Below are 17,643 nucleotides of genomic sequence, written 5' to 3'. Positions count from 1 at the left end.
GGTGGGTCCAAGCATGGGCAAAAGTGGGCGAACGAAACCTAACCCTTCCCCGCGTCCCCGCTCTCTTCCAAACTGTCTGTTTCGGGGGGGGGGGGGGGGGGGGGGGGGGGCGAAACCCCCCCCCCCCCCCCCACGACCACCCGGGCCCACCACGCCACCGCCGGGCTTCTCTCTTGTAAGCCGTGGTTCCTCTGGAGGTAGCGAAGGCCTTCACTACCTTCAGGGTAGGCAAGGAGGCCTTCACGGCCCGGCCTCCGCGGTCGACCGCCACACACGGGTGCCCGCGTGAAGGCCCCCTTCCCGCGCCGCTGCTGGTGCCGCTGGGGCTCAAGGTGCCCTTCACGGAACCGGACTCCTGCGAGGAACGCGTTGCGAAAGTGGCTTTCGCAACAGCACCTTCGCCATCCCGGAAAGTCCTCTGTGGACAAACCCTGTGGCCACTGTGACATCAGGGGCGCCTGAGGCACTCGTCGCGAGATACCGCAAACGGGGTATCGAAAACTGTCGGTGCCTCGAACTAGTGTTCGGGTAGAGTTGACCGAACACCAGTTCGAGGGGAAGCCGATGACGATCGCACCGTTCCGTCCGGGTACGCCGCCCGTCCAGACCCTGCCACCCGGCCGGTGGCACGGCCGGATCTGGGTTTCGGATCTGCCGTTGGCCAGGCCGGAGCGCTACACCGGCTGCGTCGCCGAGTTCGACCGCTCCGGTCTGTGGCCGGTGCTGATCCCGCACGACCAGCGCTTCGCCGCCAACGGCGAGGACTGGATCGACGACCGCGGCAGGCTCGCCCCCGCCGATCACCGGATCTCCTCGGTGGACCCGGCCGAGGTGCTGGCCCGCTGGTGGGACACGTCGTGCTGCGACGGCGCCTGCCTGCGTCCGTTCGGCGCGAAGTTCCCCGGGCTCGCCCGTCGTCCGGCGCGCCGGGCGGATCCGCTGGCCGAGGCGGGCAACACCGGGTCGATCCTGGCCGCGCGCGGGCCGCACCGGCTGGCGCTGGTGCAGACGGAGCGGCCCGCCGACATCCCGGCGATCCTCGGCTGGACGGGCATGATCAAGGCGACCGATCAGGTCCACGAGCTGTCCGCGGTCCTGCGCAGCTGGGAAGACCGTTTCGGCGCGACGCTCACGGTCCTGGGCTTCGATTCGCTGGAGCTGTCGGTGGCCGCGCCGCCGCGCACCCAGGGCCGCGCGCTCACCGTCGCCGCCGAGCACCGGGCGTTCTGCCTGCCCTCGTTCGCCGGTCAGCCGGGCAATCTGCGCGAGTTCGCCTCCAGCCTGGTCCAGACCCGCCGCTGGCGGTTCTCGTGGGCGTGAGCGGGCGTTTGCATCGGCCGGAGAGGGGGAATCTGGGCGGCACGGGAAGGCGGTGATCGACGTCACGGAGCTGAGGATCGGCACTTCGGGCTGGCGCTACCCACCGTGGCGCGGGGACTTCTACCCCCGTGGCCTGGTGCAGCGGCGCGAGCTGGAATACCTGTCGTCCCGGATGAACTCGGCCGAGATCAACGGCTCGTTCTACTCACTGCAGCGTCCCGAGCGGTATCGGGCGTGGGCCGAGGAGACACCGGACGACTTCGTCTTCGCCGTCAAAGGTGGCCGCTTCATCACGCATATGAAGCAACTGCGTGACGTCGAGACGCCGCTGGCGAACTTCTTCGCGTCCGGCGTGCTGGCGCTCGGCCGGAAGCTGGGACCGATCCTCTGGCAGCTGCCGCCGCGGCTGGCGTTCGACGCCGAGCGCGTCGAGGCGTTCTTCAAGCTGTTGCCGCGCACCAGCCACGCCGCCGCCGAACTCGCGAGCGAGCACGACGACAAGCTGAAGGCCGAGCCGCACACCGATCCGAAGCCTCGCCGGAAGCTCCGGCACGCCGTCGAAGTACGGCATCCGAGCTTCGCCGAGCCCGAAAGCCTCGCACTGTTCCGGAAACACGGCATCGCACTCGTGGTCGCCGACACCGCGGGCAAGTTCCCGTTCGTCGACGAGATGACGAGCGACGAGTTCGCGTACGTCCGCCTGCACGGCGACGAGGAACTGTACGTCAGCGGGTACAGCGACAAGGCCTTGGAGAAGTGGGCCCGGAAGATCAAGGGCTGGGACCGCGACACGTACGTCTACTTCGACAACGACGTCAAGGTCGAGGCGCCGAAGAACGCGATCACCCTCGCGAAACTGCTGGCTTGACCCGCGCACGCTGCACAGTCAGCGCGCAGTGAGCGGTGTCCTGTTAGGTGACGTGTGCGGGCACGGGCGTACTCGCGTGCTGCGGCTGGGGGTCGGCACGCCGGACGCCCGTGCCTCACTCCGCCTTGGCCGTTTCGCCCACGAGCGAGGCCAGCTTCGTCCGGACGTCCTCGGCGTCGGGATGCGCGAGCTCGGTCAGCACCCGGACCGAACGCAGCCAGCACTCCCGCGCCGACGAGGGATCACCGAGCCGCAGATGGATTCCGCCGAGCTGGGCCAGCACGTCGGCCGCCTCGTAGAGCTCGCCGTGGGCGAAGAACATCTCGACGGCGCGCCGCATGCAGGCGATGCCCTCGTCGCCGCGGCCGAGCCCGACCAGGGCGGTCCCCTTGGTGTGCAGGGTGAAGCGGGCTTCGTCGGGGAGCGCGTGCGCCTCCAGCGCCAAGGCCTGATCGGCGAAGTCGAGTGCCTGTTCGAAGCGGCCGGCCTGGGTACAGATGTCGCCGAGCGCCTGCAGCGCGCTGGCCTCCATGCCGGCACCGACGTTGCTCTCCCGGATGAGCCGCAACGCGCGCGTCCCGTATTCCCACCCGGTCTCCGGGTCTTGGCTGGCCAGCGTGAGGTTGTAGAGGGCCCGCGCCTCCCCTTGCCGGTCCCCGACCTGCCGTTGCAGTTCGACGACCTGCTTCAGGTAGGCGATGCTGTCGTCGTATTGGCGGGCGACCCCGCAGGCCACGCCGAGCCCGCTGAGGATGGCGGCCTCGCCGGAGCGGTCCCCCAGGTCGCGGGCGGCGCGGAGCGCCACGCCGAACACCGAACGCCAGTCCTCCAGCCGCGCCCGCACGATGAAGTACGACTGCAGCAACCACGCCAGCTGCCAGCACTCCCGGTATCGCCGCTCCCGGTACGCGACGTTCACCGCGGCGATGAGGTTCCCCGCCTCCTCGTCGAACCAGTCGAGCGCCTGCTCGTAGTGCCCGAACCTCAGCCCGGCGCCGTCGAACCGCTCCGGTTCGACGAGCCGGTAATGCCGTTCCGGACGCAGGAGCCTCGAAGCGTTCAACGCCGAAGCGAGGGATGCGTGGACCAGCCTGTCCAGCACCGCCGTCCGCGCTTCGGGCCCGTCGATCTTCGCCGAGAGCTCGGCCGCGTACGCGCGGATCAGGTCGTGGAACTGGTACCGGCCGGGCCTGGACCGCGCGATCAGGTGCGCGGACGCGAGTTTCGCCAGATCCTCGTGCGCTTCGACGATGTCGACCCCGGCCACCGCCGCGGCCGCGGGCACGCTGAAGTCGCCGCCGGTGGGCAGGCCGAGCAGCCGCAGCAGCCGCGCGGCCCGTTCGTCGAGCGCGCGGTACGAGTACGAGAAGACGGCCCGGATGTTCGTCTCGTCGCCGTCGGCGAGGTCGAACGAGCCCAGCCGGTCCTGTTCGGCTTCCAGCAGCCGGACGAACTCCCGCAACCCGAGGTCCGGGAACTGCGCCGCCCGCACCGCGAGGATCCGGATGGCCAGCGGCAGCCCGCCGCAGTACCGGACGAACCGTTCGGTGGCCTCGGGGTCTTCGGCGACCCGGTCCAGCCCGATCGTCGACGCGAGGAGGGCGATCGCGTCCTCGTCCGGCAGTTCCTCCAGCGCGACGCGCCGCGCGCCGTGGGTCGCCACGAGCGCCTGCAACTGCCATCGGCTGGTCACCAGCACCAGGCAGCCGGGGCCGGGCAGCAACGGCCTGATCTGCTCGGTGCTCCCCGCGTTGTCGAGCAGGATCAGCATCCGGCGGCCGGCGCTGTAGGTACGCCAGGTGGCCGCGCGCCCGTCCACGTCGGAGGGGATCCGGTCGGCGGGGACACCGACGGAGACGAGCATGGTTTCGAGCGCGGCGGCGGCTTCGACCGGCTCACCGGGGCCGTAGCCGCGCAGGTTGAGGTACACCTGCCCACCGGGGAAGCGGTCTCCGACCTCGTGCGCGAAATGGACGGCGAGCGTCGTCTTGCCGATGCCGCCCATCCCCTCGATCGACGCGATGGACGTCGAGCGTTCGGTGTCCAGCGCCTCCGGGACGAGGCCGTGCAGCGCCTTGAGGTCACGTTGGCGGCCGGAGAACACCCGGAGATCGGCGGGGAGCTGCCGCGGGATCAACGGCTCGGCGCCGAGCCGGTACCGCGTCAGTTCGGAGTCCAATGTGGTCTCGACGGACTCTTCGCCGGTCAGGATGGCCTGGTGCGCCCGCTGCAGCGACGCGCCCGGGTCGAGGCCGAGTTCTTCGGCCAGTACCGCGCCGATCCGGCGGTAGACGTTCAGCGCCTCGGCCTGTCTGCCGGAGCGGTAGAGCGCGATCATCAGCTGTTCGTGCAGCCGCTCGCGCAGCGGGTTCTCGCGGCACAACCTGGTCAGCTCGGGAACGACGGTGACGTGATCGCCGATGGCGATGAGCGCGTCGGCCCACTGCTCGCGCACGCGCAACCGCTCTTCGCCCAACTGGTCGGCTTCGTCCCGAAGCAGCGCTTCGGAGTGGACGTTCTGCAACGCCGGGCCACGCCATTCGGCCAGCGCGGCGGCGAAACGATCCGCGGCGCCGCGCAGGTCACCGTTCCGCGCGGCCTCGGTTCCGGCCGCGGCGAGTGACCGGAACCGGGCGAGGTCGAGCAGCTTCTCGTCGAGTTCGAGCAGGTAGCCGCCGCGTTCGGTGCGGATGGTGACGTCGTCGCCGAGCGCGCGCCGGACCCGCAGGATGTAGGTCTGCAGTGCTCCTTTGGACCGCCGCCGGTCGTCCGGCCACAGCCAGCGGCCCAGTTCCTCGACCGGCACCACCGTGTTCGCGCGCAGCAACAGGCCTGCCAGCACGATGAGCGGCCTGCTGCCGCCCAAGGGCACCGGCAGCCCGTCCGCCGTGACCTCCGTGGGCCCCAGCACGCGAAAGTCGAGTGCCACGTCGCTCATTCTGTCCGGAACCGGGACAAACGGCACGTGATTCCCGCGGTGGCATGATCGGTGCCGATGGACGTCTACGCGATCCCCCTGCGCACGCGGTTCCGCGGCATCACCGTCCGTGAAGGACTGCTGATCCGCGGCGAAGCCGGCTGGGGCGAATTCTGCCCGTTCTCCGACTACTCCGACGTCGAGAGCGCGCCGTGGCTGGCGTCCGCGCTGGAGGCGAGCGACCGCGGCTGGCCGTCGCCGGTGCGGGAGAGCGTCGAGGTGAACGCGACCGTCCCGGTGGTGTCCCCGGACAAGGCGTACGAACTCGTGTCCGCGTCGGGCTGCCGCACGGCGAAGGTGAAGGTCGCCGACCCGCGGGTGAGCCTCGCCGAGGACTGCGCCCGGGTGGAGGCGGTGCGGTCCGCGCTGGGCCCGCGGGGAGCGCTCCGCGTCGACGCGAACATGGCCTGGGACGTGGACACCGCGGTCAAGGCCATCGGTGAACTCGACCGCGCGGCGGGCGGACTCGAATACGTCGAGCAGCCGTGCCCGTCGATCGAGGAGCTCGCGGACGTCCGGCGCCGGGTCGGCGTGCGGATCGCCGCGGACGAATCCATCCGCCGGGCCGAGGACCCGCTCAAGGTGGCCGTGGCGGGAGCGGCCGACCTCGCCGTGCTGAAGGTCGCGCCGCTGGGCGGGGTCCGGCGCGCGCTGGAGGTCGCCGAAGCGTGCGGGCTGCCCTGCGTGGTGTCGTCCGCCGTCGAGACGAGCGTCGGTCTCGCCGCCGGGCTGGCGCTCGCGGGCGCACTGCCCACTTTGGACTTCGCCTGCGGACTGGGCACGATGTCCTTGCTGACGGGAGATGTCTGCGGCGACTCGCTGTCCCCTGTGGACGGTCGGCTGCCGGTGCCGCTTCAGGCTCCCGTTCCCGACCTGTTCGCTGCCCACGCCGCCGCCCCGGATGTCCGGGCGGCCTGGGAAGCCCGCCTCACCCGCGTCCGCACCCACCTCCCGATGCCATGAAAGGTCCCTTCCTCGCGAAATTTGCAAGGAAGGGACCTTTCATGGCGTTCGGGAGAAGATCAGCCGCAGTGCTCGAAAGGCGATTCGTAGCTGGTGGAACCCGCCGAGCCGCCCCACCGGACGCACTTCGCGCCGGCGGCCGCACTCACGGGGCCCGCGTAGTACTCGAAGCTGCCGGAGTCGGTCTTCCTCGCCGAACCCTGGACTTCGAGGAAGGCCGAAACCGCGCTGCCCGTGCCGACCGAGGTGGACTTGATGGTGGTGACGCAGTTGTTCTTGTTCGTGGCGTTGTACAGCAGGTATGCGGTCGCGGCGCTGCCGAGCGCCCGCGAGTTGATCACCTTGTAGCCGTCGCCGCACACCTCGACGGCGTCGTACGGGTTGGGATTCCCGCCACCGCTGCAGGTGTTCTTCGAGGTCACGTTGGCGTTGGGGTAGCCGAACTTCACGCCGTTGAAGTACGCGGGCTTGATGTTGCTCGGCCACGACGAGTCGTTGGTACGGACCTCGTAGTGCAGGTGCGGGCTGATGTTGTTGCCCGGCTTGGAGGTGTTGCCGACCTCGCCGATCTTCTGCCCCTGCGCGACCTGCGCGTTGAGCGCGACCGAGCGGACCTTCAGGTGCGCGTAGTAGGTCGACCACCCCCCACCGTGGTCGATCTTCACCAGGTTGCCGAACCCGTTGTCCGAACCCTGGTGCGCCGAGATGACGACCTTGCCCGCCGCCGCCGCGACCACGGTGTCGCCGAGGTCCGCCCCCGCGGAGCTGCCGCGGTTGAAGTCGATCTCGTAGGCCCGGTGCGCGCTGCTGTTGTCGTTGTCGCCGTTCCACACCTGGTTGCAGGGGAACGGGAGCTGGAAGTTGGGCCGCGGCCCGACGGCGGCCTCGGCCGACGTCGCGGTGATCGCCAGCCCGGCCATGCCCAGCAAGGCGGTGGCGGCCGCCGTGACCACTCGTCTGAATCTCATCGGATGTCCTTTCTCGGCGTTTCGCGAGAAGCGTCCCGAAAGGGCGTACAAGCGAGATACAAACGACCACGAGCCCTCCTGGCCGAGGGGACCAGGAGGACTCGTGCCGCCTCCGCACCGGGACCGTCCGCGTCTTCCCCGCCCCGGTGCGGGTGTCTCAGCCGACCCGCTCGATGGTGGCCCGGCGGATCAAGAACTTCCCCGGTTCCCGGACTTGCTCGAAGGCCGCGTTGTTCAGCAGCGCGCAACTACCGGAAACGCCCGTGACCTCGACGGTCGTGGACTTGTCGTTGTCCAGGTTCGTCACCTTCAGCTTGGTGCCCGCCGGGAACTGGCTGCTGGACGCCGCGGGCGCGCCGCCCTCGCCGGACAGCGTCACCGTGGAGCCCTGGCAGACGACTTCGCCTTCCCCGGCCACCTCTGCTTCCTGATCGACGACCTGTTCCTGCTTCGCGCCGTCGGCCTGGACGTCCTCGGTGCATCCCGCGGCTTCGCGGCGCTGCTGGATGAGGTCGACGACGGCCTGCCGGTTCGCGATCCGCGCCCCGGACTGCGCGTCCGGATCTGCCTGCTGTCCCGCGATGAAGTTCAGGTTGTTTCGGAGGGCGGTGTCCAGTCCCTGGCAGCTTTCCGCGGCCTGCCCGTCCGGAGTGCTGATCGCGAACATCGCCGCGGCGATGGCGGCCACCCCGAGAACGGACGCGATGCCGATCGTCGCACGCTTGCGGTGTTTCCCGGCACTGTTCATCATCGGTGCTTCCTCCGGTCTGGTTCCTCCTCACCCACATCCAGGGATACGGCCGGGTAACGGAAGTGGTTCAAAACGATTTCAGCCGAGCCAGGGTTTCGCGATCCGCGCGTAGGTGCCGTCGTTCAGCGCGAGATGCAGCCACTGGTCGGCCCACTCCTTGAACACGACGTCGCGCGGCAACAGATACGCCTTCTCCGAGAAGGTGAACGGTTCGTCGGGATGCACCGCGCACAGCCGCGGATTCTGCTTTGCCTGCCAACGGGTTTCGGTCGCGTCGGTGATCATCAGATCCGCCCGGCCCGCCAGGATCTCGGCGAAGATCGTGTTGTTGTCCGGATGCCGCACGATGGTCGCGCGCTTGAGGTTGGCGTCCGCGAACTGTTCGTTGGTACCGCCCGGATTCACGATCGCCCGGACGCCCGGCTGGTCGATCTGCTCCAGGGCCTGGAACCGCTTTTCGTTCTCGCACAAGGTGATCGGGGTCTTGCCGTCACGGAGATAGGGAACGCTGTAGAAGCCCTTCTTCGCGCGGTCCAAGGTCACCGACACCCCGCCCATCGCCAGATCGCATTTCCGCCCGACGTCGTCGGCGATCGCCTTCCATGTGGTCTGGACCAGTTGGCGCCGGACACCGAGCCGCTTCGCGAGGTCACCCGCGAGGTCGATGTCGATCCCGCTCCACGCGCCCGCCGCGTCGCGATAGGTGAACGGGCGATAGTCGCCCGTCGAACACACGCGGATCTCGCCGCGAGCCTGGACGACGTCGAGCCTGCTCCGCGCGCCATGACCTTCGGGCGCGGCACTGGCCGTGCCGATTCCCAGCACGGTCAGCACCGCGACCCCGAACGTGAGTACTTTCGCCTTGATCGTCATCAAGGCATTTTCCACACCCTGGACTCCGAGGCGCACCCGGTTTCCGGCCCCTCAGGGTCGGATTCCAGGGTCGGCTCGGGGCCGTTCCCCGATGTGCCGGGGGCCGTTCCGGAGCGAACATTGACCCATGACCAACAGCGTGTACACCCCCCAGGCCACCAAGAAGCTCTACCGCAGCCGCACCGACAAGATGCTCGCGGGCGTCGCCGGCGGCTGGGCCGCCTACCTCGGCGTCGACGCCGCGATCCTGCGCATCGCCCTCGTGGCAGGCGTCTTCTTCACCGCCGGATTCGCGATCCCGCTCTACGCCGCCGCATGGCTCCTGACTCCGGAACAGCCGGGCGAATCCTGACGGGGCGGACGCCGCGCGCAGGGGGCACGGCGTCCGAGGGGCAGGGGGACAAGGGGAGGCCCGGGCATGGGGATGCCCGGGCCTTTCACCGTAACTCGCGTGATTGAAGCCGGAACACGCGTGTCCAGAGGCGGAACACGCGTGCTTGGAGCCGGATGACGCCCGGATGGAGAGTTCCGCCCCCAAGCACGCGAGTTCCGGGTCCAATCACGCGAGTCCCGGCTCCGGACACGGAAAAGCCCGGACGCGCGAGGCGCGTCCGGGCTTTCCGGTGGTGCTACAGGCTCGAACTCAGAAGTCCATGCCGCCCATGCCACCGGACGGGTCGGCGGGAGCGGCCGAGGCCTTCTCCGGCTTGTCCGCCACGACGGCTTCGGTGGTCAGGAACAGCGCCGCGATGGAAGCGGCGTTCTGCAGCGCGGAGCGGGTGACCTTCGTGGGGTCCGGCACGCCGGCGGCGAGCAGGTCCTCGTAGACACCGGTGGCGGCGTTGAGGCCGTGACCCTGCGGGAGGGACTTGACCTTCTCCGCCACGACGCCGCCCTCGAGGCCGGCGTTGATCGCGATCTGCTTGAGCGGCGCCTCGACGGCGACCTTGACGATGTTGGCACCAGTGGCCTCGTCGCCCTCGAGCTTCAGACCGGCGAAGGCGGCCTCGGCGGCCTGGATGAGAGCGACGCCACCACCGGCGACGATGCCCTCTTCGACGGCGGCCTTGGCGTTGCGCACCGCGTCCTCGATGCGGTGCTTGCGCTCCTTCAGCTCGACCTCGGTGGCGGCACCGGCCTTGATGACGGCCACGCCGCCGGCCAGCTTCGCCAGACGCTCCTGGAGCTTCTCGCGGTCGTAGTCCGAGTCCGAGTTGTCGATCTCGGCGCGGATCTGGTTGACGCGACCCTGGATCTGGTCGGCGTCGCCCGCACCCTCGACGATGGTGGTCTCGTCCTTGGTGATGACGGCCTTGCGCGCCTTGCCCAGCAGGGAAAGGTCCGCGTTCTCCAGCTTGAGGCCGACGTCCTCGGAGATGACCTGGCCACCGGTCAGGATCGCGATGTCCTGCAGGATCGCCTTGCGGCGGTCACCGAAGCCCGGGGCCTTGACGGCGACGGACTTGAAGGTGCCGCGCATCTTGTTGACGATGAGGGTGGCCAGGGCCTCGCCCTCGACGTCCTCGGCGATGATCAGCAGCGGCTTGCCGGACTGGATGACCTTCTCCAGCAGCGGCAGGACGTCCTTGACGGTGGAGATCTTGGAGCCGAAGAGGAGGACGTACGGGTCCTCGAGCTCGGCTTCCTGACGCTCCGGGTCGGTCACGAAGTAACCGGAGATGTAGCCCTTGTCGAAGCGCATACCCTCGGTGAGCTCGAGCTCGAGCCCGAAGGTGTTGCTCTCCTCGACGGTGACGACACCTTCCTTGCCGACCTTGTCCAGCGCCTCGGCGATGAGCTCACCGATGGTGCGGTCCGCGGCGGAGATCGACGCGGTGGCGGCGATCTGCTCCTTGGTCTCGATCTGGACGGCGGCCTTGTGCAGCTGCTCGGTGATGGCCTCGACGGCCGCCTCGATGCCGCGCTTCAGGCTGATGGGGTCGGCCCCGGCGGCGACGTTGCGCAGACCCTCGCGGACGAGAGCCTGGGCGAGCACGGTGGCGGTGGTGGTGCCGTCACCCGCGACGTCGTCGGTCTTCTTGGCAACTTCCTTGACGAGCTCGGCCCCGATCTTCTCCCACGGGTCCTCGAGCTCGATCTCCTTGGCGATGGAGACACCGTCGTTGGTGATCGTCGGCGCGCCCCACTTCTTTTCGAGCACGACGTTCCGGCCCCGCGGGCCGAGGGTCACCTTGACGGCTTCGGCGAGGGTGTTCAAGCCGCGCTCAAGACCGCGGCGGGCGTCCTCGTCGAACGCGATCAGTTTGGCCATTGCGGTGTGGTCCTCCGGTATTGGGCGCCGCCGCACGCCTACTACAGCGCGGCGGCAGGACTCTTCCTCGGCCAGGCTCGGTGCCCGCGACGGACGACCCACCCGATCAAGGGTGCGGCCTCACCGTCCCGACCTTCAGGCGAGCGGTCTGGTGACCGCCCTGCCTGGCACTCGACGGCGTCGAGTGCCAATGTCGTGTTTAGCACTCTCCAGGGGAGAGTGCAAGAACCGCAGGTCAGCGCGGTGGTATCAGGTGCTCGGCTTGATGGAGATCGACGACGGCGGCGGCTTGAGCGACGATCCGGGAGCCTGCGACTGCGAGCCGCCGGGGCCGACCGGGATGTTCGGCGCGGTGGTCTGCGGGCCGTTGCCGCCGCTCGAATCACCGAAGATGAAGATCGCGGCCACGATCGCGCCCGCGACCACGAGGGCGCCGACGATGATCCAGATCCACTTGGCGCCGCCGCTCTTCTTGGGCTGCTGCTGGAAACCGCCCTGCTGCGGCGGCGGGCCGTAACCCGGCGGCGGCCCTTGCTGGAAACCACCCTGCTGGAAACCGCCTTGCTGCGGCGGCGGGCCGTAACCCGGGGGCGGCCCCTGCTGGAAACCACCCTGCTGGAAGCCTCCCTGCTGCGGCGGCGGGCCATAGCCGGGCGGCGGGCCCTGCTGGGGCGGGCCTTGCGGCGGGGGACCCTGCGGTCCCGGTCCCTGCTGGCCGTAGCCGGGCTGCTGTCCTCCGTACGGGTGCACGGGGCCCCCCTCTCCCTGTGGCGGCGTGTTCTGCCGTGGCGCCTGCTGCGGCGCGGTCTGCTGGACCGGCGCCGCGGCCCCGGGCGGGCCGGGAGGCTCGTTCGAAGTCGCGAGCGGGCCGAGCGCGCGCCTGGCGGCCGCGATCATCTCAACACAGTTGGGGTAGCGATCGGCGGGATTCTTCGCCATTCCCTTCCGGACGACCTCGTCGATCCCGGCAGGCAGGCCGACGATCCGCGAGATGGCCGGGGGCTCGCCGTTCAGGTGCCCCTTGATGACCGTCTGCACGTCGCCCTTGAAGGGCGGGCTGCCGGTCAGGCAGGCGTAGAGGACGCAGGTGAGCGCGTACTGGTCGGTGCGGCCGTCGAGCGGCTCGCCGCGCAGATGCTCGGGGGCCGCGTACGTGGGCGAGCCGAGGAAGTCGCCGCCGCGCGTCCGGTGCCCGGTGGCGCCGCGGCGGGTCAGGCCGAAGTCGGCGACGTAGACGTGCTCGCGCGAGGTCTCCTTGCTGGTGACCAGGACGTTGGCCGGTTTGACGTCGAGGTGCACGAGACCCCGGTTGTGCAGGGTGTCGAGCGCGTCGGCGACCTGGTCGAGCATGGTCAGCGCGCGGGCGGGCGCGATCGGGCCGCCGGAGATCAGTCCGGCGAGATCCCCGCCGTCGACCATCCGCATGGCGATGTAGAGCATGCCTTCGAGCTCGCCGAAGTCGTACAAGGGCACGACGTTGGCATGGTCGATCGCGGACGTGTTCCGCGCCTCGTCGACGAAGCGTTCGCGGAACTCGGCGTCGGCCCCGAGGTGATCACCGATGACCTTCAGTGCCACCTTGCGTCCGAGCCGCACGTCCGTGGCCTTGTAGGTCACGCTCATGCCGCCCTTGCCGAGCACTCCGTCGATGCGGTAGTTGCCCAGCCGGCGACCGGTCAGGTCCCCCGACTCATCGCCTGTCACGCAGCGCAGCCTAACGCGCCAGTTCCGGAGGCCGCCGGGGGTTCGCCCGAAGTCTCCGCTAGACCTTGCGTACGTCCGCCGCCTGACTCCGCCCGTCACGGCCGGACTGGACTTCGAATTCCACGCGATCACCCTCGTCGAGCGTCCGGAATCCGTCGGCCTGAATGGCCGAGTAGTGGACGAAGACATCGGGCCCTTCGGTGGATTCGATGAATCCGTAGCCCTTTTCCGAGTTGAACCACTTGACGGTGCCGACTGCCACGGCGCACTCCCTCAGCACTGGATCCGTCGGCCTTCTCTGCCCCGGCCGGCGGTTTCGAGTGCAGTTCACGCTACCCGAATTACCGGCGTCGGCAATGCTCAATTCGTCCGAAGGTCATCCGCGGGAAAGCCGCCTATTGCGCGCTTGCACGAGGACGCGTCCCGGTCCCGCGAAGTCCAGTGCGAGCCCTTCGCCGGTGCGGACCGACTGCGGGCCGGACTGGTCGACCGCGCGGAGACGGCACTGCACGGTGTCCGGGTAGGCCAGCAGGAAGTCCGGCCGGACGGTGACCAGTTCGCCCGCCGCGAGTTCGAAGGCGTCGACCGGGCCCTGCGCGGCCAGAACGAGCGGCCCGGTTCCGCTGTAGTGCTCCAGGAAGCCGGAGTCGGCCCCGAAGAGCGTCTGCAGCGGCGCCCAGCCCGGATCGTGCCGGACGGTCGCCGGCCGGGCGAGGATCGCGTCCCGGCTCACGCACCAGCCCGCCCCGCCGGTGAATTCCAGCGGGTAGACGTCACCTGCGGCCAGCGGCGCGAAGTCGATCCAACCGCCGCCCTCCGGCGCGTTGAACACCGACGGCGCGCCCTTGCCCGCCCGCGAACCACCGCGGGAGGGAACGGTTTCGGTGATGCCGAAACTGCTGGCCAGCATGGTGTCCCCGGCGGCCTGGACGGCCTCGCCGGAGGACAGCAGCACTCGTGCGACCCCGAAGTTCGGGGTGTGCCTCGTCTGGACCCGCATGCGCTCAGCGGGAGGGGACCTGGGCGATCACCCAGGCGGACAGCGCCGACGGGTTGCGGGTCTGGGTGAGCAGCTGGCCGGGCCCGGCGAAGTCGAAGACGAGGCCTTCACCGCTCTTCATCGACTGGATGACGCCGGTGGCGACCTTGCGGATCTGGTACTGCAGGGTGTCGGCGAACGCGACGACGTGCCCGGTGTCGATGGTGATCACCTCGCCCTGCTGCAGGGTCACCGTCTCCAGTGCGCCGTAGCAGGCCACGACCAGCGGGCCCTGCCCGGTCGCGTGCGTGAGGAACCCGCCCTCGCCGCCGACGAGGTTCTTGAGCCCGCCCCATTTGGTCTCGGTCTGCACGCCGTGCGACGACGCGAGCCACGAGCCGCGGGTGACGCACCAGCCGGTGCGGCCGTCGAGGTTGATGATCTGCATGTCGCCCGGCAGGTTCGCGGCGACGTCGACCCAGCCGCCGTTCTGCGGGGCGGTGTAGGTGGAGATGAAGAACGACTCGCCGGAGAGGAAGGCGCGGCCGAGGCCCTTCATGATGCCGCCCTGCGCCTGGGACTGGACCTGCACGCCATAGCTCGTCGCCATCATCGCGCCCGACTCGACCTGCGCCGGCTCACCCGGGGCGAGCATGAGCCTCGCCACCGCGAACGAGGGCTGGTGACGGATCTGAACCTGCATGTCTTCTTCTCCCCGGTGGTGGTTGTGACGCGCAGAGTCTTGCATGCGACCCCCGACCGAGGAGGATGGTCCGGTGATCTCCGTCGACGCCCACCGTGAGACCGTCACCGGCCTGCTCGGAAACGCCCCTGTCATCCGCCTTCCGCTCGCCGCCGCCGCGGGGCTCGTCCTCGCCGAGGACGTGCGCGCGGGGGTTTCGCTGCCGCCTTTCGACAACTCGGCGATGGACGGTTACGCCGTCCGCGCCGAAGACGTCGCGGAAGCGCCGGTGACGCTGCCGGTCGCCGAGGACATCCCCGCCGGCCGGGTCGACATCACGAAGCTGGAGCCGGGCACCGCGCACCGGATCATGACCGGCGCCCCGTTGCCGCCCGGCGCCGACACGGTCGTGATGGTGGAGCACACGGACGGCGGTGTGACGGACGTCCGGATTCTCCGGACAGCCGTCCCGGGCGCGCATATCCGGCGCCGGGGCGAAGACGTCGTCGAGGGCACGGTGGCGCTTCCGGCCGGGACCGTGCTCGGCCCGGCGCAACTGGGCCTCGCGGCGGCCGTCGGGCTCGCCGAGGTTCCCGTGTTCAGGCCGGTGAAGGTGCTCGTCGTGTCCACCGGGACCGAACTCGTCGACGCGCCGGAACCCTTGCGGCACGGGCAGATCTACGAGTCGAACAGCATCATGCTGGCGTCGGCGATCCGCGCGCTCGGCTGCGAGGCCGAGGTCGTGCGCAGTGTGGCCGACGACGTGGACGAGTTCCGTTCGGCGATCGAGCCGCGGCTGGCGGACGCGGATCTGCTGGTGACCTCGGGCGGGGTCAGCGCGGGCGCGTACGAAGTGGTGAAGGACGCGCTGACCGGGCAGGGCGTGGAGTTCCGGAAGGTCGCGATGCAGCCGGGCGGGCCGCAGGGCTGCGGGCGCTGGAACGGCGTGCCGGTGGTGACGCTGCCGGGCAATCCGGTGAGCGTGCTGGTCTCCTTCGAAGCGTTCCTGCGGCCGGCTCTGCTCGCGGCGATGGGGCACGCGGGCGTCGACCGGCAGCAGGTGCGGGCCCGGCTGACCGAGGCGATGACCTCCCCCGCCGGACGGCGCCAGTTCCGGCGGGGCTTCTACACGCATTCCGAAGGCGAGGTCACCGGGATCGTCGGCCCGCGCGGCGGGCCTGGCTCGCATCTGCTGGCGTCGTTCACGCAGGCGAACTGCCTGATCGTGCTGCCGGAGGACGTGGACTCGGTCGAGCAGGGCGACGAGGTGGACGTCCTGCTGCTCTGAAGCCCGCTAACGGCGATCCGTCGGGAAGTCGCGGCATCGGCCGATCGGCGTGAACAGCAGGGCGAAGACGGCGACGACCTCGAGCCCGGCCATCAGGCCCAGCGTCTGCCGGACGCCGGCGGTCTCGCCGAGGACACCGCCGAGCAGGCCGCCGAGCGCGATCGCCCCGAAGCTGAGCACGGACATGCTCGCGGTGACCCGGCCGAACATCGCCGCCGGGACATACCGCTGTTTGAAGGTGGCGTTGAGGACGTTCGAACCGACGACCCCGGCGCTGAGCGAGAACCCCGCGGCGACGAAGAAGGCGAGCCCCCAGCCGCCGTTCGCGAGCGGACCGAGCAGCATCATCAGCGCCCCGAAGGCCTCGCAGAGCACGAAGGCACGGGCGGTGCCGATCCGCGCGGCGAGTTTGCCCGACAGCGCGGCGCCGATGACGCCGCCCGCGCCGACGAGCGCGAGCACGAGCCCGGCGGCGCCCGCTCCCACGCCGAGGTCGCGGACGAGGAAGACGACCTCGATCGACTGGTAGCCCATGAGCGCGACGTTCGAGATCGCGCCGAAGACCGCCAGGACACGCAAATACGGGTCTCGGACGACGAAGGCGAGGCCGTCGCGGATCTCGTCCCGCAGCCGTGAACGCGTCTTCGCCGGACGTGCGGGCTCTCGATGGCGGATGGATCGCAGGCACAGTGCGGAGATCCCGAAGCTGATGGCGTCGGCGAGCACTCCCGCGACGGCGCCGAACCCCTGCGCCAGCAGACCGGCCAGCCCGGGGCCGCCGATCTGCGCGGCGGATTCGCTGCCCTGCAGCTTTTCGTTGGCTTCCTGGAGTTGGTCCTTCTCGACCAGCGAAGGCAAGTACGCGCGGTACGCGACGTTGAAGAACACCTTCGCGACGCCGCCCGCCAAGGCGACGACGATCAGCTGAGTCATCGTGAGCAGGCCGAACCAGGCGGCGACCGGGACGCTCAGGAACACCAGCATCGAGATGCCGTTGCACACCAGCATGACGGGGCGCTTCGGCCGTCTGTCGACCCAGGCGCCGGCGGGCAGGCCGATCAGCAGCCACGGCAGCCAGGCGGCCGCGGTCAGCAGCCCGACCGCGAACGTGCTCGCCTGCAGGGTGACCACCGCGACGAGCGGCAGCGCGACGACGGCGATGGAACTACCGAGCACACTGGTCGTCTCGCCCGTCCACAGGAGGCGGAAATCCCTGGAGCGCAGCAATCCGCCGCGTTCGCGGGTGGTCACGGGCGGGCCGGGACGGCGCGGGTGGCGATGAAGACGGGACGGCGTTCCTGGCCGTCGTCCGGGATCTCACGGCCGCTGTAGGACTTGATCAGCTCGTGGACCTTCTGTTCGAGTTCGGCCAGTTCGGCGACCGACATCTTCGCCCAGCTGTCGGTGGCGAAGGCGGCGCGATGCCACTCCTCCGGATAGCTCTCGCGTTCGGCGAACCATTGGCGCGCCATGGAAACCTGACGTTCGAGGGCGAGGGATTCGGCGGCGGCCGCGACCGGGTCGTCGAGGAAGTCCGAGGGCGACCAGGAAACCGCGTAGCCGACGCGGCGCCACCAGCGCTCACGGCGGTCGCGGGCGAGTTCCGGCGCTTCCTCGACCAGATCGCTGGCTGCCAGCACTTTCAGGTGGTGGCTGACGTTCCCGACCGCTTGCCCGGTCCGCTCGGCGAGCACGGACGCCGTACACGGGCCGTCGAGGCGGAGGACGTCGAGCAGGCGGCGCCGCAGCGGATGCGACATCGCGGCGAGCACCTTCGAATCGTGGACTTCATGTACCTCATGGTCGGCCATGACGCACAACAGTAGTTGCACAAGACTTCTTGTACAAGAGTAATTGCGGGTTCGGTGGGACCTGGGCCAGGGTGGTCGTGGGGGGGGGGTTGGGGTGGGAAACCAACCCCCCCCCCCCACCCCCCCGGGGGGGGGGGGGCCACCGGGGCACCCCCGGTCACCCCCGCCACCCCCACGGGCGTGGTTT

The 17,643-nt window shown here is 69.9% G+C and carries 16 protein-coding genes; 5 read left to right on the top strand and 11 right to left on the bottom strand.

Features of this window, described 5'->3' with window-relative positions:
* Positions 1-564: 564 nt before the first annotated feature.
* Both AC0685_RS42985 and AC0685_RS42980 read left to right on the top strand, forming a co-directional pair.
* Entirely contained in the window at positions 565-1,320 is a 756-nt protein-coding gene (locus AC0685_RS42985; RefSeq protein WP_478230778.1) for a DUF4253 domain-containing protein, read from the top strand.
* Between the two features lie 52 nt (positions 1,321-1,372).
* Positions 1,373-2,188 (top strand): DUF72 domain-containing protein, encoded by an 816-nt coding sequence (locus tag AC0685_RS42980; RefSeq protein ID WP_478230777.1) that lies wholly within the window; start codon positions 1,373-1,375, stop codon positions 2,186-2,188.
* Positions 2,189-2,303: 115 nt separating this feature from the next.
* On the opposite strand, the gene AC0685_RS42975 is transcribed toward AC0685_RS42980, so the two are convergent.
* Positions 2,304-5,117, bottom strand: coding sequence for an AfsR/SARP family transcriptional regulator (locus tag AC0685_RS42975; RefSeq protein WP_478230776.1), 2,814 nt, complete (start codon positions 5,115-5,117; stop codon positions 2,304-2,306).
* A 66-nt stretch (positions 5,118-5,183) separates the two neighbouring features.
* On the opposite strand from AC0685_RS42975, the gene AC0685_RS42970 reads away from it, so the two are divergent.
* Positions 5,184-6,128 (top strand): o-succinylbenzoate synthase, encoded by a 945-nt coding sequence (locus AC0685_RS42970; protein ID WP_478230775.1) that lies wholly within the window; start codon positions 5,184-5,186, stop codon positions 6,126-6,128.
* 59 nt (positions 6,129-6,187) lie between these two features.
* On the opposite strand, the gene AC0685_RS42965 is transcribed toward AC0685_RS42970, so the two are convergent.
* From AC0685_RS42965 to AC0685_RS42955, 3 genes are all read right to left on the bottom strand, one after another.
* Positions 6,188-7,096, bottom strand: coding sequence for a M23 family metallopeptidase (locus AC0685_RS42965; protein WP_478230774.1), 909 nt, complete (start codon positions 7,094-7,096; stop codon positions 6,188-6,190).
* A gap of 157 nt (positions 7,097-7,253) precedes the next feature.
* The gene (locus AC0685_RS42960; RefSeq protein ID WP_478230773.1) at positions 7,254-7,847 is read right to left on the bottom strand and encodes a hypothetical protein; all 594 of its coding nucleotides are present in this window, start codon (positions 7,845-7,847) and stop codon (positions 7,254-7,256) included.
* A 78-nt stretch (positions 7,848-7,925) separates the two neighbouring features.
* On the bottom strand, positions 7,926-8,720 hold the full coding sequence (locus AC0685_RS42955; protein WP_478230772.1) for a transporter substrate-binding domain-containing protein: 795 nt from the start codon (positions 8,718-8,720) through the stop codon (positions 7,926-7,928).
* A 127-nt stretch (positions 8,721-8,847) separates the two neighbouring features.
* Here AC0685_RS42955 and AC0685_RS42950 point away from each other — a divergent pair, with 127 nt between their 5' ends.
* Positions 8,848-9,072 (top strand): PspC domain-containing protein, encoded by a 225-nt coding sequence (locus tag AC0685_RS42950; protein WP_007033414.1) that lies wholly within the window; start codon positions 8,848-8,850, stop codon positions 9,070-9,072.
* 291 nt (positions 9,073-9,363) lie between these two features.
* Here the strand turns inward: AC0685_RS42950 and groL are convergent, their stop codons facing one another.
* The 5 genes from groL to AC0685_RS42925 all read right to left on the bottom strand — a co-directional run bounded on the left by groL (position 9,364) and on the right by AC0685_RS42925 (position 14,378).
* Positions 9,364-10,992 (bottom strand): chaperonin GroEL, encoded by a 1,629-nt coding sequence (gene groL, locus AC0685_RS42945; protein ID WP_005164277.1) that lies wholly within the window; start codon positions 10,990-10,992, stop codon positions 9,364-9,366.
* A gap of 249 nt (positions 10,993-11,241) precedes the next feature.
* Entirely contained in the window at positions 11,242-12,696 is a 1,455-nt protein-coding gene (locus tag AC0685_RS42940) for a serine/threonine-protein kinase (RefSeq protein ID WP_478230771.1), read from the bottom strand.
* Positions 12,697-12,754: 58 nt separating this feature from the next.
* Positions 12,755-12,958 carry a cold-shock protein gene (locus AC0685_RS42935; protein ID WP_076160121.1) on the bottom strand — a complete coding sequence of 68 codons (204 nt, stop codon included), beginning with the start codon at positions 12,956-12,958 and terminating at the stop codon, positions 12,755-12,757.
* A 114-nt stretch (positions 12,959-13,072) separates the two neighbouring features.
* On the bottom strand, positions 13,073-13,696 hold the full coding sequence (locus AC0685_RS42930) for an AIM24 family protein (protein ID WP_340686532.1): 624 nt from the start codon (positions 13,694-13,696) through the stop codon (positions 13,073-13,075).
* Between the two features lie 4 nt (positions 13,697-13,700).
* Complete coding sequence (locus AC0685_RS42925; RefSeq protein WP_034308282.1) at positions 13,701-14,378, bottom strand: TIGR00266 family protein; 678 nt, start codon at positions 14,376-14,378, stop codon at positions 13,701-13,703.
* A 73-nt stretch (positions 14,379-14,451) separates the two neighbouring features.
* Here AC0685_RS42925 and moeA point away from each other — a divergent pair, with 73 nt between their 5' ends.
* A complete protein-coding gene (gene moeA, locus AC0685_RS42920) occupies positions 14,452-15,645 on the top strand; it encodes a molybdopterin molybdotransferase MoeA (RefSeq protein WP_478230770.1) in 1,194 nt (397 codons plus the stop codon).
* A 6-nt stretch (positions 15,646-15,651) separates the two neighbouring features.
* Here moeA and AC0685_RS42915 read toward each other — a convergent pair whose 3' ends face one another.
* Together AC0685_RS42915 and AC0685_RS42910 are read right to left on the bottom strand one after the other, a co-directional pair.
* Positions 15,652-16,896 (bottom strand): MFS transporter, encoded by a 1,245-nt coding sequence (locus AC0685_RS42915; protein ID WP_478230769.1) that lies wholly within the window; start codon positions 16,894-16,896, stop codon positions 15,652-15,654.
* Positions 16,893-17,456 carry an ArsR/SmtB family transcription factor gene (locus tag AC0685_RS42910; protein ID WP_478230768.1) on the bottom strand — a complete coding sequence of 188 codons (564 nt, stop codon included), beginning with the start codon at positions 17,454-17,456 and terminating at the stop codon, positions 16,893-16,895. The genes AC0685_RS42915 and AC0685_RS42910 overlap by 4 nt, the downstream gene beginning before the upstream one ends.
* Positions 17,457-17,643 lie beyond the last annotated feature (187 nt).

The sequence above is a fragment of the Amycolatopsis sp. NPDC043889 genome, from assembly GCF_056435645.1.
The sequence above is the reverse complement of the archived record's forward strand: the minus strand, read 5'-3'. Positions and strand labels throughout refer to the sequence as shown.